General features: G+C 71.9%; 14 protein-coding genes, 2 tRNA genes and 1 riboswitch. Of the genes, 12 read left to right on the forward strand and 4 right to left on the reverse strand.

Annotation, left to right across the window (positions count from 1 at the left end):
* Nucleotides 1-81 precede the first annotated feature (81 nt).
* From ngcE to SNE206_RS05745, 3 genes are all read left to right on the forward strand, one after another.
* The gene (gene ngcE, locus SNE206_RS05735) at nucleotides 82-1491 is read left to right on the forward strand and encodes an N-acetylglucosamine/diacetylchitobiose ABC transporter substrate-binding protein (protein ID WP_407912257.1); all 1410 of its coding nucleotides are present in this window, start codon (nucleotides 82-84) and stop codon (nucleotides 1489-1491) included.
* Between the two features lie 77 nt (nucleotides 1492-1568).
* On the forward strand, nucleotides 1569-2501 hold the full coding sequence (locus tag SNE206_RS05740; protein ID WP_407912258.1) for a carbohydrate ABC transporter permease: 933 nt from the start codon (nucleotides 1569-1571) through the stop codon (nucleotides 2499-2501).
* A 13-nt stretch (nucleotides 2502-2514) separates the two neighbouring features.
* Nucleotides 2515-3450, forward strand: coding sequence for a carbohydrate ABC transporter permease (locus SNE206_RS05745; RefSeq protein WP_407912259.1), 936 nt, complete (start codon nucleotides 2515-2517; stop codon nucleotides 3448-3450).
* Between the two features lie 84 nt (nucleotides 3451-3534).
* Here SNE206_RS05745 and pepN read toward each other — a convergent pair whose 3' ends face one another.
* Nucleotides 3535-6096 (reverse strand): aminopeptidase N, encoded by a 2562-nt coding sequence (gene pepN / locus SNE206_RS05750; protein ID WP_407912260.1) that lies wholly within the window; start codon nucleotides 6094-6096, stop codon nucleotides 3535-3537.
* 285 nt (nucleotides 6097-6381) lie between these two features.
* Between pepN and SNE206_RS05755 the strand changes: the two genes are divergently transcribed.
* Entirely contained in the window at nucleotides 6382-6948 is a 567-nt protein-coding gene (locus SNE206_RS05755) for a disulfide bond formation protein DsbA (RefSeq protein WP_407912470.1), read from the forward strand.
* A gap of 58 nt (nucleotides 6949-7006) precedes the next feature.
* On the opposite strand, the gene SNE206_RS05760 is transcribed toward SNE206_RS05755, so the two are convergent.
* Complete coding sequence (locus SNE206_RS05760) at nucleotides 7007-8410, reverse strand: amino acid permease (RefSeq protein ID WP_407912261.1); 1404 nt, start codon at nucleotides 8408-8410, stop codon at nucleotides 7007-7009.
* A 304-nt stretch (nucleotides 8411-8714) separates the two neighbouring features.
* On the opposite strand from SNE206_RS05760, the gene SNE206_RS05765 reads away from it, so the two are divergent.
* The 4 genes from SNE206_RS05765 to SNE206_RS05780 all read left to right on the forward strand — a co-directional run bounded on the left by SNE206_RS05765 (nucleotide 8715) and on the right by SNE206_RS05780 (nucleotide 12061).
* Nucleotides 8715-9311: a biotin transporter BioY gene (locus tag SNE206_RS05765; RefSeq protein WP_407912262.1), complete on the forward strand. Its 597-nt coding sequence runs from the start codon at nucleotides 8715-8717 to the stop codon at nucleotides 9309-9311.
* Between the two features lie 78 nt (nucleotides 9312-9389).
* Nucleotides 9390-9875: a ribose-5-phosphate isomerase gene (locus SNE206_RS05770; RefSeq protein ID WP_405013321.1), complete on the forward strand. Its 486-nt coding sequence runs from the start codon at nucleotides 9390-9392 to the stop codon at nucleotides 9873-9875.
* A 337-nt stretch (nucleotides 9876-10212) separates the two neighbouring features.
* Nucleotides 10213-11430, forward strand: coding sequence for a PP2C family protein-serine/threonine phosphatase (locus SNE206_RS05775; RefSeq protein WP_407912263.1), 1218 nt, complete (start codon nucleotides 10213-10215; stop codon nucleotides 11428-11430).
* Nucleotides 11431-11866: 436 nt separating this feature from the next.
* Nucleotides 11867-12061: a hypothetical protein gene (locus tag SNE206_RS05780; protein WP_407912264.1), complete on the forward strand. Its 195-nt coding sequence runs from the start codon at nucleotides 11867-11869 to the stop codon at nucleotides 12059-12061.
* Nucleotides 12062-12100: 39 nt separating this feature from the next.
* Here the strand turns inward: SNE206_RS05780 and SNE206_RS05785 are convergent, their stop codons facing one another.
* Nucleotides 12101-12919 carry a DUF6348 family protein gene (locus SNE206_RS05785; protein ID WP_407912265.1) on the reverse strand — a complete coding sequence of 273 codons (819 nt, stop codon included), beginning with the start codon at nucleotides 12917-12919 and terminating at the stop codon, nucleotides 12101-12103.
* Between the two features lie 360 nt (nucleotides 12920-13279).
* Nucleotides 13280-13473: riboswitch (cyclic di-AMP (ydaO/yuaA leader) on the forward strand.
* A 5-nt stretch (nucleotides 13474-13478) separates the two neighbouring features.
* On the opposite strand from SNE206_RS05785, the gene SNE206_RS05790 reads away from it, so the two are divergent.
* Both SNE206_RS05790 and SNE206_RS05795 read left to right on the forward strand, forming a co-directional pair.
* Complete coding sequence (locus tag SNE206_RS05790; protein ID WP_407912266.1) at nucleotides 13479-14453, forward strand: peptidoglycan DD-metalloendopeptidase family protein; 975 nt, start codon at nucleotides 13479-13481, stop codon at nucleotides 14451-14453.
* 317 nt (nucleotides 14454-14770) lie between these two features.
* Nucleotides 14771-15037, forward strand: coding sequence for a hypothetical protein (locus tag SNE206_RS05795; protein WP_407912267.1), 267 nt, complete (start codon nucleotides 14771-14773; stop codon nucleotides 15035-15037).
* A 375-nt stretch (nucleotides 15038-15412) separates the two neighbouring features.
* On the opposite strand, the gene SNE206_RS05800 is transcribed toward SNE206_RS05795, so the two are convergent.
* Nucleotides 15413-15486: transfer RNA gene (locus tag SNE206_RS05800), tRNA-Gly, on the reverse strand.
* A gap of 164 nt (nucleotides 15487-15650) precedes the next feature.
* Between SNE206_RS05800 and SNE206_RS05805 the strand changes: the two genes are divergently transcribed.
* Together SNE206_RS05805 and tig are read left to right on the forward strand one after the other, a co-directional pair.
* Nucleotides 15651-15724: transfer RNA gene (locus SNE206_RS05805), tRNA-Pro, on the forward strand.
* Between the two features lie 255 nt (nucleotides 15725-15979).
* On the forward strand, nucleotides 15980-17362 hold the full coding sequence (gene tig, locus SNE206_RS05810; protein ID WP_405013327.1) for a trigger factor: 1383 nt from the start codon (nucleotides 15980-15982) through the stop codon (nucleotides 17360-17362).
* The last annotated feature ends 123 nt before the right edge of the window (nucleotides 17363-17485 follow it).

Raw genomic sequence — 17485 nt, forward strand, 5'->3', positions numbered from 1 at the left:
CCTTTCTCAACGGGAATTGACATCTCGTCATACCCCGAGGCATCACCCATCTTCTTGGACATCGAGGGGCTAGGGGCACTCATGGGCTCTGCAACCGAGTACAACCGGCGTGACATCTTCAAGCGCGCCGCAGGCATCGCCGTGCTGGCCGCCACCGGCGGATCCCTGCTCACCGCGTGTGCCGGCGGCACCGGCGGCAGCAGCGACAAGGGCGACAAGGCGGCCGGCGGCTACAACCTGACCGACGCCAAGAACCCGTTCGGCGTCAAGGACGCCGACGGCCTTGAGGTCTTCATCTTCAACGGCGGCTACGGCAGCGACTACGCCAAGGCCTTCGAGGCCATCTACTCGAAGAGCTACCCCGGCGCCAAGATCAACCACCAGGCCGACCAGGACGTCACCGGCAAGCTGCAGCCGCGCTTCAACGCCGGCTCCCCGCCGGACGTCATCGACGACTCGGGCAACAAGCAGATCAAGCTCGACGTGCTGGCCGACTCCAACCAGCTCACCGACCTGCAGCCGCTCCTCGACGCGCCGTACATCGACGACCCGTCGAAGAAGATCCGCGACGTCCTGATGCCCGGCACCATCGAGTCCGGCACGGTCAAGGGCAAGGTCTACAACCTGTCCTACGTCTACACCGTCTGGGGCTTCTGGTACTCCGGCAAGCTCTTCAAGGACAACGGCTGGACGGCCCCGAAGACCTGGGCCGAGTTCATCGAGCTCTGCGGCAAGATCAAGGCCAAGGGCATCGCGCCCCTCGCCCACCAGGGCAAGTACCCGTACTACATCAACGTCGCGCTCCTGGACATGATCGCCAAGCAGGGCGGCCTCGACCTGATGAAGCGCATCGACGCCCTCGACGCCGCCGCCTGGGACGACCCGGCCGTCAAGACCGTCGTCGAGGCGTTCTACCAGATCGTCGAGAAGGACTTCCTCCTCCCCGGCACCAACGGCATGACGCACACCGAGTCGCAGACCGCCTGGAACCAGTACAAGGCCGCGTTCATCCCGTCCGGCTCCTGGCTGGAGAACGAGCAGCTGGCCACCACCCCGGCCGACTTCGACATGGTCTTCCTGCCCATGCCGTCGCTGCCCGGCGACAAGCTGCCCTTCGAGGCGATCCGCGCCGGTGCGGGCGAGCCCTTCATCGTCCCGTCCAAGGCCAAGAACGTGGCCGGCGGTCTCGAGTTCCTCCGGATGATGCTGACCAAGGAGGCCTCGGGCAAGTTCGCCCAGACCGCCAACAGCCTCACCTGCCTGAAGGACGGCGTCGGCCCCGAGGTCAAGCTCAAGCCGGGCACCGCCTCCACCGTCGTCGCCCTCACGGCCGCCGGTGCGAACACCTTCAACTACCAGTACCCGAACACCGCCTCGAAGTTCGACGAGGACCTGCAGAACGCCTCGGGCGAGCTGATGGCCAAGCGCATCACTCCGGCGGAGTGGATCAAGCGCGCCAAGGAGTCGGCCGCCAAGAACAAGACCGCCTGACCGGCGGAGGAACAGGACGCACCGGGGGCCCCGAACCGCCCCCGGTGCGTCACCCTGACGGACAGGAGAAGTGACCCATGCGTCACGGCAAGTACCCCTTCATCGTGGGGTTCCTCTTTCTCCCGATCGTGCTGTACGTGGGGCTGGTGCTCTGGCCCTACGCGCAGACCTTCGGGTACTCCCTGACCGACTGGTCGGGGCAGAGCCAGGAGATGAACTTCGTCGGCCTGGACAACTACACGAAACTCTTCGGTGACGAGGTCTTCCTCGGCGCGCTGTGGCACAACCTCCTGCTGCTCGCGGTGCTGCCCGTCGCGACGATCCTGATCGCGCTCTTCTTCGCCTTCATGCTCAACGTCGGCGGCAAGGGAGGCACCGGCGGGGTGCAGGGCGTCCGCGGGGCCGCCTTCTACAAGGTCGTGTTCTTCTTCCCGCAGGTGCTCTCCATCGCGATCCTCGCGGTGCTCTGGCAGGCCGTGTACCGCACGGACGGCAGCGGCCTCTTCAACGGCGTGCTGATCAAGGCCGGCCTGGTCGACGCCCAGCACCCGGTGGCCTGGCTCTCCGACCCCGACCTGGTGCTCTGGTGCATCCTGGGCATCCTGGTCTGGGGCGGTGTCGGCTTCTACCTCGTGCTCTTCTCCGCGGCCATGCAGTCGATCCCCAAGGACATCTACGAGGCGGCGCTGCTCGACGGCGCCAAGCGCGGCCAGACGTTCTTCACGATCACCCTGCCGCTGCTGTGGGAGACCGTGCAGACGGCCTGGGTCTACCTCGCGATCGTCGCGATGGACGCCTTCGCCCTGGTGGCCAGCATGACCCCGGGCCGCACCTACGGCGGCGGACCCGACCACCACAGCGAGCTGATGTCGACGTATCTGATGCGCAACTTCCTCGCCTTCGGCGAGGCCGGCTACGCCTGCGCGATGGGTGTCGTGATCTTCTTCTTCACCCTCATCCTGTCCGTCGTCTCGCTGCGCGTCACCCGGCGCGAGCGGATCGAGTACTGAGCGGGGCCTGGCCATGAGCACCAGCATCGACAAGTCCACCGCCGTACCGGCCCAGCGCAGTCGTCCGGCCGGCCGGACGGAGCGCTTCGCCGAGAGCGGCGGCATCCTCAACGTCTTCTCGCACGGCTTCCTCGCGGTCTGGGCCGTGATGATCCTCTTCCCGCTGGCCTGGGTCGTGCTCGGCGCGTTCAAGACCGACTCGCAGATCAACGGCTCCGCCTGGAGCTGGCCGACGCACTGGGGCTTCGACTCCTTCGCCCGGGCGTGGTCCAAGGGCATCGGCGGGTTCTTCGCCAACACCCTCATCGTGCTCGCGGGCTCGCTCACCCTCACCATGCTGCTCGGCGCGATGGCGGCCTACGTGCTTGCCCGCTACGAGTTCCGCGGCAACCGGGTGATCTACTTCTCGTTCGTGGCCGGTGCGATGTTCCCGGTCTACCTGGCCCTCGTGCCGCTGTTCTTCATGGTCCGCAACCTCGGTGAGATCTCGCCGTACCTCGGCCTGAACAGCTACCTCGGCCTGATCCTGGTGTACGTCGCGTACTCGCTGCCGTTCACCGTGTTCTTCCTGCACTCGTTCTTCCGCACCCTGCCGACCGCCGTCCACGAGGCGGCGATGCTGGACGGCTGCTCGCACACCCGGGCGTTCTTCCGGATCATGGTGCCGATGGCCAAGCCCGGCCTGATCAGCGTGGGCATCTTCAACGTGCTCGGCCAGTGGAACCAGTACATCCTGCCGGTCACCCTGATGCAGCCGACCACGGCCGGCGAGTCCGACCACTCGATGCTCGCCCAGGGCCTGGTCAACCTCGCCCTGCAGTCCGGCTACAAGAGCGACGCCCCGGCCCTCTTCGCCGGCATGACGATCGCCATGCTGCCGGTGCTGGTGGTGTACCTGTCCTTCCAGCGCCAGGTGCAGTCCGGCCTCACCTCGGCCACGCTCAAGTAGCAGCCGCCCGGTACGCCGACGGCCCCCCTGCCCTTCCGGGCCGGGGGGCCGCAGCCGTGCCGGGGGCCGCAGCCGTTCCGGCGGTCAGACCCGGTCGCACTCCTGCGCGCGCAGCGCCCGGGCGAGGTCGTCACGGCACTCCGTCACCAGGCGGCGCAGCGCCGGCGCGGCCGCCGGATGCCCGTCCAGCCACTCGTCCGTCGCCGCGAGCACGGCAGGCTCGGTCTGGTGACGGGGGAAGAACCCGCCGACGATCCGCATCGCGATCTCGATCGACCGCTGCTCCCAGATCTTCTCCAGCACCGCGAAGTACGGTGCGGTGAAGCCCGCCGTCAGGTCCCGCCGGCCGGCCTGGGCGAAGCCCGCGATCTCGGCCTCCACCAGGGCGTTCGGCAGCTCGTCGGAGTCGACGACGGCCGACCACGCGGCGGCCTTCGCCTCCGGGGTGGGGCGGGCGGCCAGGCACTGCACGAGCTGGCGGCGGCCGCTGGCGGTGTTGTCCCGCTGCAGCTCCCGCTCGATCTCCGGGCCCTCCGCCGCCCCGCCGGCGGCGAGCGCCAGCCAGAGCGTCCAGCGCAGTTCCTGGTCGACGTCCAGGCCGTCGATGCGCGCGGTGCCCTCCAGCAGGCCGCGCACCAGCTGCAGCTGCTCCGGGCCGTCGGCCGCGACGGCGACGAAGCGGGCCCACGCCAGCTGGTGGTCGCTGCCCGGCTCGGCGGCCCGCAGTTCGCGCACCGCGCCCTCGGCGAGCAGCCGGCCGCCCGCGGCCCGCCACGCCGGGTCGGCGTACAGGTCGAGCGCGGCCTTCGCCTGCAGGTGCAGCGACTGCAGCACGCCGATGTCGGACTCGCCGCCGCCGAAGCGCAGCACCAGGCCGAGGTAGTCCCGGGCGGGCATCAGGCCGTCGCGGGTGAGGTTCCACACCGCGGACCACGCGAGCGCGCGGGCCAGGTCGTCGCGGATCTCGCCGAGCGAGGTGCGCAGCGTCTCCAGCGAGCCCTCGTCGAAGCGGACCTTGCAGTACGTCAGGTCGTCGTCGTTGACCAGCACGAGTGCGGGCCGCGGCCGCCCGGCGGCCTCGGCGACGACCGTGCGGGTGCCGGTCACGTCCAGCTCGATCCGCGCGGTGCGCACGAGGCCGCCGTCGGCGTCCCGGTCGAACAGGCCCACCGCGACGCGGTGCGGGCGCGGCACCGAGCCGTCCTGGACGATCGCGAGTTCGGTGATGCGCCCCTCGGCGTCCACCGTGACCTGCGGGGTCAGCACGTTGACGCCGGAGGTCTGCAGCCACGCGGCGGCCCAGGCCGTGAGGTCGCGGCCGCTGGTCGTCTCCAGCGCCTCCAGCAGGTCGGCGAGCCGGGTGTTGCCGTACGCGTGCCGCCGGAAGTACTGCCGGGCGCCCGCGAGGAACGGTTCACGGCCGACGTACGCCACCAGCTGCTTGAGGACGGAGGCGCCCTTGGCGTAGGTGATGCCGTCGAAGTTGAGCTTCGCGTCCTCCAGGTCGCGGATGTCCGCGGTGATCGGGTGCGTCGTCGGGAACTGGTCCTGCCGGTACGCCCACGCCTTGCGGCGGTTGGCGAAGGTGATCCACACCGCCCGGTACTTCGTCGCCTCGTTCTGCGACAGCGAGCCCATGTAGTCGGCGAACGACTCCTTCAGCCACAGGTCGTCCCACCACTTCATGGTGACGAGGTCGCCGAACCACATGTGCGCCATCTCGTGCAGCACGACGTTGGCCCGGCCCTCGTACGCGGCCTCGGTGACCTTCGAGCGGAAGACGTACTCCTCGCGGAACGTCACGCAGCCCGGGTTCTCCATGGCGCCGATGTTGTACTCCGGCACGAAGCACTGGTCGTACTTGCCGAAGGGGTACGGGTAGTCGAACTCCTGGTGGAAGAAGTCCAGGCCCTGCTTGGTGACGGTGAAGATCTCGTCCGGGTCGAAGTGCGGGGCCAGCGAGCGGCGACAGGTCGCGGCGAGCGGGATCTCCAGCACGCCGCCGTCCGGCAGCTCGCGGCTGTAGTGGTCGCGGGCGACGTGGTACGGCCCGGCGACGACCGCCGTGAGGTAGGTGGAGATCGGCTTCGTCGGGGCGAACCGCCAGGTGCGGGCCGCGCCGTCCGCCGTGATCTCCTCGTGCACCGCGTTCGCGTACACGTCCCACGCCGCCGGGGCGGTCACCGACACGGTGAACGGCGCCTTCAGGTCGGGCTGCTCGAAGTTCGCGAACACCCGGCGGGCGTCGGCCGGCTCGAAGTGCGTGTACAGGTAGGTCTCGTCGTCCGCCGGGTCGACGAACCGGTGCAGCCCCTCGCCGGTGCGGCTGTACGCGCAGTCGGCGACGACGGTCAGCTCGTTGTGCGCGGCCAGACCGGGCAGGGTGACCCGGACCCCGTCGAAGACCACGGCCGGGTCGAGCGCGCGGCCGTTGAGGGTGACCGCGTGCACCCGCGGCGCCAGCAGGTCCGCGAAGGTGTCGGTGCCCGGCGCGGCGCAGCGGAACACGACGGTCGTGGTGGAGCGGAAGGTGGCGGCCGCCGGGTCGGGCGCGGAGGTCACGTCGAGATGGACGCGGTAGCTCTCCACCCCGATCGCCTCGGCCCGCTGCTGCGCTTCTTCGCGGCTCAGGTTCTTGCCCGGCACGGCGGTACTCCTTTGTCCGGATCGCACGCTGTGAGGTGATGCGGTGGCCGGACCGGTGGGCCCGGCCTGGGGCATCCTTTCACGGCGGGTCCGCCCGGCCCCGGCACGGACCCGGGTGGTGCGCACGGAATCAACCGCAGGGGCGCGCTGTTGCCATCCGGGGGACCGGGGCACGCTCCGGGACTCCCGTACCGACCCCTCGACCGAAGGACGCCGTCCGTGACGACTGCCGACTCCCGCAAGATCGCCGACTTCTGGTTCGACCCGATCTGCCCCTGGGCCTGGATGACCTCCCGCTGGATGCTGGAGGTCGAGCAGGTGCGCCCGGTGGACACCCGCTGGCACGTCATGAGCCTGTCGGTGCTCAACGAGGGCCGTGACCTGCCCGAGAAGTACCGCGAGCTGCTGGACCAGGGCTGGGGCCCGGTCCGGGTGCTGATCGCCGCCGCGCAGGCGCACGGCGACAAGGTGCTCGGCCGGCTCTACACCGAGCTCGGCCTGCGCTTCCACAACCAGGGCCTGCCGAACGAGCGCGCCACCATCGAGGCCGCACTGGAGGCCGCCGGCCTGCCGGTCGAGCTCGCCGACGCCGCCGACACCGACGCCTACGACGACGCCCTGCGCGCCTCCCACCGGGAGGGCATCACGCTGGTCGGCGAGGACGTCGGCACCCCGGTCATCGCCGTGGACGGCCCCGACGGCGACCGGGTCGCCTTCTTCGGCCCGGTCGTCACCCCCGCCCCGCGCGGCGAGGCAGCCGCCCGCCTGTGGGACGGCACGGTGCTCGTCGCCTCCACCCCCGGCTTCTACGAGATCAAGCGCACCCGCACCGCCGGCCCGTCCTTCGAGTGACGGTACGGCGAGGGCCCGGCGCGTTCCGCGCCGGGCCCTCGCCGTACCCGCCGCCGGGTCAGGCGGCCTGCCGCCGCCCGCGGACCAGCCCGGTCACGGCCAGCACCGCGGCCAGACCGGCGGTGAACCAGAGCTGCACCCGGTTGTCCTCGTCGAGCAGCATCAGCCCGAGCACCGCCAGGATGCCCGCCAGCGCCACCCACGTCAGGTACGGGAAGCCCCACATCCGCACGGTCAGCTGCTCCGGCGCCTCGCGTTCCAGCCGGCGGCGCATCCGCAGCTGCGCGACCGCGATGAACGCCCACACCACCAGCACCGCGGCGCCCACCATGTTGAGCAGCCAGGTGAAGACGGTGTCCGGCCACCAGTAGCTGAGGAGCACGGCGAGGAAGCCGAAGGCCGAGGAGGCCAGCACGGCCCGGCGGGGCACCCCGCCGCCCGTCCGTGCCAGCGCCTTCGGGCCCTGGCCGCGCTGCACCAGCGAGTACGCCATGCGCGAGGAGCCGTAGATGTTGGCGTTCATCGCGGACAGCAGGGCGATCAGCACGACGACGTTCATCACCTGGCCGGCGCCCGGGATGCCCAGCGCGTCCAGCACCGCGACGTACGGGCCGGGCTCGCGCACGGACGGGTCGTCCCACGGCACCAGGGTGACGATGACCGCCATCGAGCCGACGTAGAACAGCGCGATCCGCCACATCGCGGTGCGCACCGCGACGGCGACGCTGCGCCGCGGGTCCTTCGACTCGGCGGCGGCGATGGTGACGGTCTCCAGGCCGCCGTACGCGAAGACGGACGCGAGCAGGCCGGTGACCAGGCCGGTCGTGCCGTTCGGCAGGAAGCCGCCGTGACCGGTGAGGTTCGCGGTGCCGGGGCTGTCGCTGCCGGGCAGCAGGCCCAGCACGGCCAGCACGCCGATCACCAGGAACGCGGCGATCGCGGCGACCTTCACCGCGGCGAACCAGAACTCGAACTCGCCGAAGTTCTTCACCGCGGCGAGGTTGCTGCCGCAGAAGAAGGCCATGAAGACGGCCACCCACACCCAGAGCGGCACCCCGGGGAACCAGCCCTGCATCACCTTCGAGGCGCCGATCGCCTCGGCGGCGACGCCGACGCAGAGGAGCGTCCAGAACATCCAGCCGACGGTGAGCCCGGCCCACGGGCCGATCTCGCGCTCCGCGTGCACGGAGAAGGAGCCGCTGGCGGGCCGGGCCGCCGACATCTCGCCGAGCATCCGCATGACCAGCATGACGAGCACCCCGGAGAGCGCGAAGGCCAGCACGATCGACGGTCCGGCGGCCGCGATGCCGGCGCCGGAGCCGACGAAGAGGCCGGCGCCGATGACGCCGCCGAGCGCGATCATGGACAGATGGCGAGGCTTGAGGCCCGGTGCCAGCCGGCCTTCGGCGGCAGGCGTTTCGGCCGGCCGCTCCAGGGTGGGCGTGGGGGAGGGGGTCGTCATCAGGCGTGTCCTGTGGTCGTCGGATTCCGGAGCGAGCTGTCCACTATTCGGCATGGGTGATGGACACGCCAAGGCGATCCGGCCGGAGCCCGAAATCCGGACATGTCCGTCACGCACGGTGCCTACACCTTCACCCGCGCACCCGTCGATGTGGGCTTCGTCGCAGGCCGGACCCCACAACTCCCGCCCCTGACGCTTTGTCGCATGCGGAGACCACCGGGTCCGGTGACACGGCGTAGGTTCACGAGTGATCACCCGACCGCGCCACGCCGCCGTGCGCGCCGAGCCCGAAGCGGAGCCCCCGATGGCCACTGCCACGCCGATCACCGGCACCCCCGTCCTCGCCGACCTGCTGCCCCGCGCCACCACCCGCCTCGGCAGCCAGGCCCGCGAACTCGCCCTCGTCGCCGGCGGCGCCGCCCTCACCGGCCTCGCCGCCCAGCTCTCCGTGCCCGTCCCCGGCTCGCCCGTCCCGGTCACCGGCCAGACCTTCGCCGCCCTGCTCGTCGGCACCGCCCTCGGCACCCGCCGCGGCGTGGCCTCGCTCGGCCTCTACCTCCTGGCCGGCATGGCGGGCCTGCCCTGGTTCGCCGAGGGCACCTCCGGCTGGTCCGCCCCCAGCCTCGGCTACGTCATCGGCTTCGTCCTCGCCGCCGCCCTCACCGGCGCCCTCGCCCGCCGCGGAGCCGACCGCAGCCCGCTGCGCACCGCCGGCGCCATGGTGCTGGGCACCCTCGCCATCTACGCCGTCGGCGTCCCCTACCTGGCCGTCTCGCTGGACGTGTCGCCGGCCAGGGCGGCCGAGCTCGGCCTCTACCCGTACCTCGTCGGCGACGCCCTCAAGGCCCTGCTCGCCATGGGCGCCCTGCCCCTGGCCTGGAAGCTCGCCGGCCGCCGCTGACCCACCGTCGGCCCGCCGCGCCGACTGCGTCCGGCCCCCTCCCGCGGGCCCGTGCACGCGCATGCCACACTCGTGGTCATGCGCGTGTACCTGGGCTCCGACCATGCCGGATACGAACTGAAGAACCACCTCGTCGAGTGGCTGAAGGGAGCAGGCCACGAGCCGGTCGACTGCGGCCCGCACATCTACGACGCCGAGGACGACTACCCGCCGTTCTGCCTTCGCGCCGCCGAGCGCACCGCCGCCGACCCGGAGGCGCTGGGCGTCGTCATCGGCGGCTCCGGCAACGGTGAGGCGATCGCCGCCAACAAGGTCAAGGGCGTCCGTGCCGCGCTCGCCTGGAGCGAGCAGACCGCCGCTCTCGGCCGCGAGCACAACAACGCCAACGTCATCTCGGTCGGCGGCCGGATGCACACCACCGACGAGGCCACCAAGTTCGTCGAGATCTTCCTCAACACCCCTTACAGCGGCGAGACCCGGCACACCCGCCGGATCGACATGCTGAGCGAGTACGAGACCACCGGCGAGCTCCCGCCGATCCCGGCCCACCACCCCCAGGGCTGATCCCTCCGACCCGTTGCCGCACGGTCCAGCAAGGGCCGTGCGGCAGCAACGACCGTGCACCACCACCGGACCGCGTCCGGACGGCCGTGAGCACCCCGGCCCGCCTCCCCTCCTCTTCCTCCCGCCCGGCACCCGGCCTTCCCGGCCGCCCCGGCGCGGACCGGAAGCCCGCCCCCCCGGCCCCACCCGGCGCGCAGCGCCCCGCGCACGCCCCCGGGACGCTCCACGGGAGCCCACGGCGCACCCGGCCGAAACCCGCCCCGCCCGGCGCGACTGCGCACACCACCCCGGCAGGAGCGTCGACGCCGGACCGCACCGGTGGATAAGGTCGGACCCCATGGCTGGCAGCACGCAGGGCGCGACGCCCGGGAGCACTGCGACGGGCCCCACCGCGAACGCGGCCGGGGAGCCCGTGACGGCCCGGCTGCGGGCGAGGCTCCGCCGGGCCCGCCGCACCCTGCGCCGGACCGGGGTGGACTACTTCCGCGGCGCCGCCCCCGACTGGCTCGCCTTCGCACTCTTCCTCGCCGCCGTCCCGCTGCTGGTCGTCCTCAACATCTGGATCCCGGCCTGGGTGCCGCCCACCGCCCTGGTGCTGCCGGTGCTCGCCGGCTCCCTGCTGCTGCGCCCCGCCACCCTCGTCCTGCTGTACGCGGCCGCCGCACTCGGACTCTCCGCCGAATCGCTCGTCCACACCGGCGAGCGGATCGCCAGCGAGGACCCGGACGCCTACGTCTACGGCGTCACCCCCGGCGCCGCCCTGGTGGTCGGCGCGGTCGGGGTGGCCGGCCTGCTGCTCGCCCAGTTCCGCAGCCGGGTCGGCGTGCCCTGGCGCGGCGGCGGCACCATGCTGTTCGACCTCCGCGAGCGGCTGCGCGTCCAGAGCCAGGTGCCGCAGCTCCCCGACGGCTGGTACGCCGACATGGCGCTGCGCCCGGCCGGCGGCCAGTCGTTCTCCGGCGACTTCGTCGTCGCCACCCGCACCGGCCCCGGCGGCCGGGTGCTTGAGGTCGTGCTCGCCGACGTCTCCGGCAAGGGGATGGACGCCGGCTCCCGCGCCCTGCTGCTCTCCGGCGCGTTCGGCGGCCTCCTCGGATCGCTGCCCGCCCACGACTTCCTGCCCGCCGCCAACGGCTACCTGCTGCGCCAGGACTGGGCGGAGGGCTTCGCGACCGCCGTCCACCTCGTGCTCGACCTCGACACCGGCCAGTACGAACTCCTGTCGGCGGGACACCTGCCGGGCATGCAGCGCCTCGGTGGTGCCGGGCGCTGGGAGGTCAAGGAGTCGCAGGAGGGGCCGCTCCTCGGCATCTACGACGGTGCGAAGTTCGAGGCGGTGCGCGGCCGGCTCGACCGTGGCGACCTCCTGATGCTCTGCACCGACGGCATGGTCGAGATCCCCGGGCGGGACCTCTCCGAGGGCATGGACCGGCTGATGGGCGAGGCCGACCGGCTGGTGGTGAACGGCTTCCGCGGCGCGGCCGGCCGGCTCATCGAGACGGTGGCCAAGGACGTCAACGACGACCGCGCCGTGCTGCTGGTGTGGCGGCAGTAGCACCTGTCAACCCCTGGGAGGTGATCTTCGGCCATTCTGGCGGAGCCTCCCCCGGATGGATCACACCGCCCGGGCCTGCTTGTTGGCCAATGAGGCGTGTTCACCCCGCCCCCGCGGACGCTTCGTCAGAAGGCTTCCGCTATCGTCTCGGTCGGCGGAAATTCGTCTCACATGGCAGGATCCGGGCCCCGTGCTTCCGGCAAGTCCTTTACGCAGGCAGCACGAACGACCACACTGAGTCCGGGTGGGCTGGTCGGAGCTCGGGGGATGGGGGGCGGCACGTGCGGCAGGCAGCAGGCGGCCGGGTCCTGCAGGGCACCTCCATGGCGACGGGATCGGCCGACTCGTGCCAGGGACGGTCGGCGCAGGCCGCGGTCCGGCTTCGACACGGGGTTCCAGCAAGAACCCCCGCCACAGATTGAGGAAGTGAGTCCGGGTGGCCTTCTCCGTCTCCGCGTTGTTCCTGTTCGGCGTGATCGTCGTGATCTTCATCCGCAACAAGCAGTTGAAGACCAGTCACGCGATCATCGCAGCACTCTTCGGCTTCATGGTGAGCCAGTCCACGGCGGCCAAGCCGATCCAGGACTTCCTCAGCCAGCTCGCGAAGACGATCTCCTCCGTGGCCAGCTGACCGCAGCGCCGACCCGGCCGCCGCTTCCGCGCGGCCAGGTCAGCGCCCGGGCCGCGCCTGCCGCCAGCGCGCGAGCAGGCCGCGCCGCAGCACCCCCGGGCCGCCGTGTGCCGCCCCGGGGGCCGGAGCCGACCCGGCGGGCACCGCCTGCGCCTCCTGCCCGTCCGGGACCAGCAGGACGAACAGCCGTGCCCAGCAGAGGCGTTCGCCGCGCGGCCAGCCGAGGGCGCGCAGGGCGGCCGACGCCGGCTCCGACACGGTGCCGTCGACCCGCACCTCCGCGACCTCCTCGCCGGCCCGGCCGCCGAGGAACACCTTCACCCCGGTGACCCCGGTCGACGGCAGCCCGGGCCGCAGGGCGTCCGCCAGTGCGGGCAGCAGCTGGTTGCCGGCCAGCCACTCCGCCAGCCGGTCGCTCCCGAAGCCGAACACCGCCGCCGGGCCCTGCACGGCGTGCCACCCGGGCAGTTCCCCGGGCCGCACGTGGTCGCCGTGCTCGCCGCGGCGCTCCTGCATCTCCACCACGGCCGCCGCGGTGGTCGTCGCCCACATGCGCACGGCGCTGTCGAGCTTCTCCTCCTCCGTGCGGCCGCGCCCGGCGGTGCAGTCCCAGATCACCGGACCGTCCGCCTGCCCCAGCCGCAGGACGAAGCCCAGGTCGACGTGGCCGACCGCGCCGTCCTCGCCCGGGTGCTCGCGGACCGCCACCGCCGTCGTGCCGGGCCCGCGCAGCACGCTGCCGTCCACCGTGAACCGCTGCCCGTACCGGGCCATCTCCCGGATCACGCTGCGCTGGACCGTCTCCAGCCTGGCCTGCGCCCGCAAAAGGGGCTCCTTGCTCGAAAAGGGGTCGAACATCGCTCGCGAGCGAGGCTATCGGCCGGACGTCCGCCCGGTGACACCGGTCCGCGGACGCGGTTCCCCGGACGTCCGGCGGGCCCGGAAAGGGCCTCCGGGAGGCCCTCGTGACCAGGGTCACCGGGGTGCGCATGATCCGTGCCCCGCCGCGACCGGCCGGCCACGCGGGGTGCGGAATCTCCCGCGCGGACATGATCCGGATACGCACGGTCACTGCGGCGACTGCGCTCTGCCCACCTCGCCCCGGCGGAGAGTGACCGCCGGGAGTGCTCGTGACGGCCCCTCGGAGGGGGCGGCTTGCCAGCGGAGCGGTCCATAGGTTTTTCTCATGGTCTGCCCGGCCACCGACCGGGCGGGCCACCGGGTGGAACGCCGAGTCCTGCCGCTGCCCGGGGTCACGCACCATCTGTGCACGGCAGGAGCGGGGGACCCAAGGTAAGTGCCGCGCCCGGTAGTTCCGGGACGGCTTGGGGTGAAGTCGCGTCATTTTCCGCGACCGGGCGATCTCCCAGCCCGAACCCGACAGCTCACCTCGTAGGCGTAGGAGAGGAACAACTCCATGTCCGTTCTGGGCACCCGTCTGTCCCGCGTCGCCGTCGCCACCGGTGTGGCCGCCGCTGCGATCGCCATCCCCGTCACCGCTGCCAGCGCCCACAGCGCCGGCACCCAGGCCGCGGCCCCCGTCGCTGCCGCCCCGGCCGCCGCCCCGGCCGCGGCCCCGGCCGCCGCCCCGGCGCAGGCCGCCTCGTACCAGGTCGTCCACGGCGACACCCTGTCCAAGATCGCCGGTGCGCAGCACGTCGACGGCGGCTGGAAGAAGCTGTACGACGACAACCGCCAGGTCATCGGCGGCAACCCGAACCTCATCCTCCCGGGCCAGAAGCTCTCCGTCTCCGGTCAGGCCGCCGCGGCCGCGCCGCAGGCCGAGACCAAGAAGGCCGACTCGGCCGCGGCTTCCCGCTCCGAGCACCGCGCCCCGGTCGCGAGCACCCCGAAGCCGGCTGCCCCGACCACCGAGGCCGCCAAGCCCGCCGCGCCCAAGACCGAGGCCGCCAAGCCGGCCGCGCCCAAGACCGAGGCCGCCAAGCCCGCCGCCCCGACCACCGAGGCCAAGGCGCCCGCCGCCACCTCCGGTTACGTCGCGCCGGTCTCCTCCGGCCTCGGCACCCCGTACCACAAGGCCGGTTCCAACTGGTCCAGCGGCTACCACACCGGTGTCGACTTCGCGGTCAGCACCGGCACCTCGATCCACGCCATCGCGGCGGGCACCGTCGTCGAGGCCGGCTGGGGCGGCGCCTACGGCAACAACGTCGTCATCAAGCACGCCGACGGCAAGTACTCCCAGTACGCGCACTTCTCGGCGCTGAAGGTCTCGGTCGGCCAGACCGTCACCGCCGGCCAGGTCATCGGCCTCTCCGGTGCCACCGGCAACGTGACCGGCCCGCACCTGCACTTCGAGATCCGCACCACCCCGTCGTACGGCTCGGACATCGACCCGGTGGCGTACCTCGCCGCCCACGGCGTCCGCGTCTGACGCACCCCGCGCCACCCGAAGGCCCGGCCGGAGATCCACGGATCCCCGGCCGGGCCTCGGCCTTTTCCTCTCCGCCGTTCCGTCGTTCCGCCGGGCGTCCCCGTTCCGGTCCCGTTCCCGGCCCCGGTCCCGTTCCCGGTCGCGTTCCCGGTCCCGGTCCGGTCCGCCCCGGCCTCCGCCCTCGCGGCGCTTCCCGTGCCGGGGCGTGCGGCGTCAACACGCCACCGACCGGCCGAACGTCCCCGGGGCCGCGCGCCCTTCCTTTTACTGTCGCAGCCACGACAAACCCCGTCGTGGAACGTGGAAGGGAACCCCTCATGACCCGAGCACTCCGCCGCGCCGCCGTTCTCCTGGCCGTCACCGGAGCCGCCTGCCTGCCGGCCGCGTCCGCGGTCGCCGACAGCGACTCCTTCAACCCGACGATCGTGATCGGCAACTTCAACCAGCTCGCGGGCGACGACATCTTCAACGCCGGCCAGGACAACACCGTGGGCTCCAACGACGGCGGCTCCGACTCCGCCCGCGCGGGCATGCTCGACACCGACGCGTACGCCGCCCGTGTGGTCCGTCACTACCTGGGCTGACCTCGGCCGCAGCACGGAAACGGCCCCGGGCCGGCGGTCCACCCGCCGACCCGGGGCCGTTTCCGTCGGGCCGTTTCCGTCGGGCCGTTCCGGCCGGGTCCGGGGATCGCCGCCCGCTCCGGGACGGGTGGCCCGAACCGGCGGCAGGCCGTGCGACCGCGCGCACGCCGGGGGTGCACCGGCAGCCCCGCCCGCCCGTGCGGACTCCCGCGCGCCCCGGCCCTCCTCGGAGCGGGGCCGGGCGCGGCAGGGCGGGACCACGACCGGTCCGGCCGGGCGCGGCACGGGCGCGGAACGGGCACGCCGCCCTGACGGGCCGTCGAACGACAACGGCCCCAGCTCCGCGATCATGTCGCTGAGCTGGGGCCGGGGCGGTGGAGCGGGCGACGAGAATCGAACTCGCGTGGCCAGTTTGGAAGACTGGGGCTCTACCATTGAGCTACGCCCGCATGCGTGCGTTGACGGCACGTCGCCCCCGGGCCGGGGTCGGCCGCGAGGACGTTGGCCAGCCTACCTGGTCGGGTCGGCGAAATGCACACCGCTTTCGCCCGGGCGGCCTCCGATATTGCGCGGAGGGGCCCCGGACCGGCGTGTACTCTTCCTCTCGGCACTACGGGGTGTGGCGCAGTTTGGTAGCGCGTCCGCTTTGGGAGCGGAAGGCCGTCGGTTCGAATCCGGCCACCCCGACAGTTTCGGCAGGGTCTCGTCAGGCGGGCGGGGCCCTGTTGCTTTCGTGGTACCGGTAGGATGGACCGCTGGCGGTGGTGCCTGTGGCGATTACACGGACCGCGACCGCCCGAGGGCGAGGAGTCACGCTCACCGTCCACCCCCGTACGGGAGATGCAGCCCCAACCGCCCATCGCCCGTCTCGCCCGATCGGCCTACCGGCCGGCGACGTCGGGCGGAGACAACCCGACCGCAAGCCCAATAGGAGACCTAACCGTGAAGAGCGCCGTCGAGACTCTGAACCCGACCCGGGTTCGACTCACCGTCGAGGTGCCCTTCGAGGAGCTCAAGCCCAGCCTCGACGCGGCGTACAAGAAGATCAACCAGCAGGTCTCGGTCCCGGGCTTCCGCAAGGGCAAGATTCCGGCTCGTGTCATCGACCAGCGCTTCGGCCGTGCCGCCGTGCTGGAGGAGGCGGTGAACGACGCCCTGCCGCGCTTCTACACGCAGGCCGTCGACGAGATCAAGATCGATGTCCTCGGCCAGCCCGACATCACGGACATCGAGGGTGTCGAGCGGATCGCCGACGGTGGTGACCTCAAGTTCACCGCCGAGGTCGACGTCCGCCCCGAGATCACGCTGCCTGACTTCTCGGAGATCTCCGTCACCGTCGACGCCATCGAGGTGTCGGACGAGGACGTCGCCAAGTCGCTGGAGCAGCTCCGCGAGCGCTTCTCCTCCGTCAAGGACGTCGAGCGCGCCGCCGCCGAGGGCGACGTCGTGGTCGTCGACCTGGAGGCCAAGGTCGACGGCGAGGTGCCGGAGGACGGCACCGCCACCGGCGTGAGCTACGAGATCGGCTCCGGCCGCCTGCTGGACGGCATCGACGAGGCCGTCGTCGGCCTGTCGGCCGGCGAGTCCAAGACCTTCACCACCGAGCTCAAGGGTGGCACCGAGGCCGGCAAGGAGTCGGAGGTCACCGTCACCGTGACCGCCGTCCAGGAGAAGGAGCTCCCCGAGCTGGACGACGAGTTCGCCCAGCTGGCGAGCGAGTTCGACACGCTGGAGGAGCTGAAGGCCGACTCCACCAAGCGCCTGGAGCGCATGAAGGAGTTCGACCAGGCCACCCAGGCCCAGGAGAAGGTCCTCGACGAGCTGCTGACCCGGGTGGAGATGGAGTACCCGGAGAAGCTCCTCAAGGACGAGGTCGAGACCCGCAAGCACAACCTGGAGCACCACCAGCTGGAGCCGATGGGCCTGACCATCGAGGCCTACCTGGCCACCCAGGACAAGTCCGTCGAGGACTACGAGCAGGAGACCGCGGACCAGGCGAAGAAGGGCATCAAGACCCAGTTCGTCCTGGACGAGATCGTGGCCAAGCAGGAGCTCAACGTCTCCCAGGAGGAGCTGACCGAGCACCTCATCCGCCGCGCCGCCGGCTCGGGTCTCACCCCGGACCAGTTCGCGCAGCAGATCGTCCAGGGCGGCCAGGTTCCGCTGCTGGTCGGCGAGGTCGCCCGTGGCAAGGCGCTGGCGCTGGTCGTCGAGGCCGCCAAGGTGACCGACAGCAACGGCGAGGCCGTCTCCTTCGAGGACGACGAGGACGAGACCGAGGCGTCCGACGCCGTCGAGACCGTCGAGGTCGCGGACGAGGCCTGATCCTCCCCGCGCCGATCCCGCCGATCGGCCTCCAGTGGCCCGGACACCGCACGGTGTCCGGGCCGCTGCCGTATTCCCGCGTGCACCCTGCGCTCACAGCGAACAGTTCTGCGTGGGGGATTC

The sequence above is a fragment of the Kitasatospora sp. NE20-6 genome (genome assembly GCF_045862635.1).

Excerpts from the sequence above, each read along its gene's own strand:
- ngcE (WP_407912257.1), top strand. The coding sequence starts at position 82 with ATGGGCTCTGCAACCGAGTACAACCGGCGTGACATCTTCAAGCGCGCC.
- SNE206_RS05740 (WP_407912258.1), top strand. The coding sequence starts at position 1,569 with ATGCGTCACGGCAAGTACCCCTTCATCGTGGGGTTCCTCTTTCTCCCG.
- SNE206_RS05745 (WP_407912259.1), top strand. The coding sequence starts at position 2,515 with ATGAGCACCAGCATCGACAAGTCCACCGCCGTACCGGCCCAGCGCAGT.
- SNE206_RS05755 (WP_407912470.1), top strand. The coding sequence starts at position 6,382 with ATGACCTCCCGCTGGATGCTGGAGGTCGAGCAGGTGCGCCCGGTGGAC.
- SNE206_RS05760 (WP_407912261.1), bottom strand. The coding sequence starts at position 8,410 with ATGACGACCCCCTCCCCCACGCCCACCCTGGAGCGGCCGGCCGAAACG.
- SNE206_RS05765 (WP_407912262.1), top strand. The coding sequence starts at position 8,715 with ATGGCCACTGCCACGCCGATCACCGGCACCCCCGTCCTCGCCGACCTG.
- SNE206_RS05770 (WP_405013321.1), top strand. The coding sequence starts at position 9,390 with ATGCGCGTGTACCTGGGCTCCGACCATGCCGGATACGAACTGAAGAAC.
- SNE206_RS05775 (WP_407912263.1), top strand. The coding sequence starts at position 10,213 with ATGGCTGGCAGCACGCAGGGCGCGACGCCCGGGAGCACTGCGACGGGC.
- SNE206_RS05785 (WP_407912265.1), bottom strand. The coding sequence starts at position 12,919 with ATGTTCGACCCCTTTTCGAGCAAGGAGCCCCTTTTGCGGGCGCAGGCC.
- SNE206_RS05790 (WP_407912266.1), top strand. The coding sequence starts at position 13,479 with ATGTCCGTTCTGGGCACCCGTCTGTCCCGCGTCGCCGTCGCCACCGGT.
- SNE206_RS05795 (WP_407912267.1), top strand. The coding sequence starts at position 14,771 with ATGACCCGAGCACTCCGCCGCGCCGCCGTTCTCCTGGCCGTCACCGGA.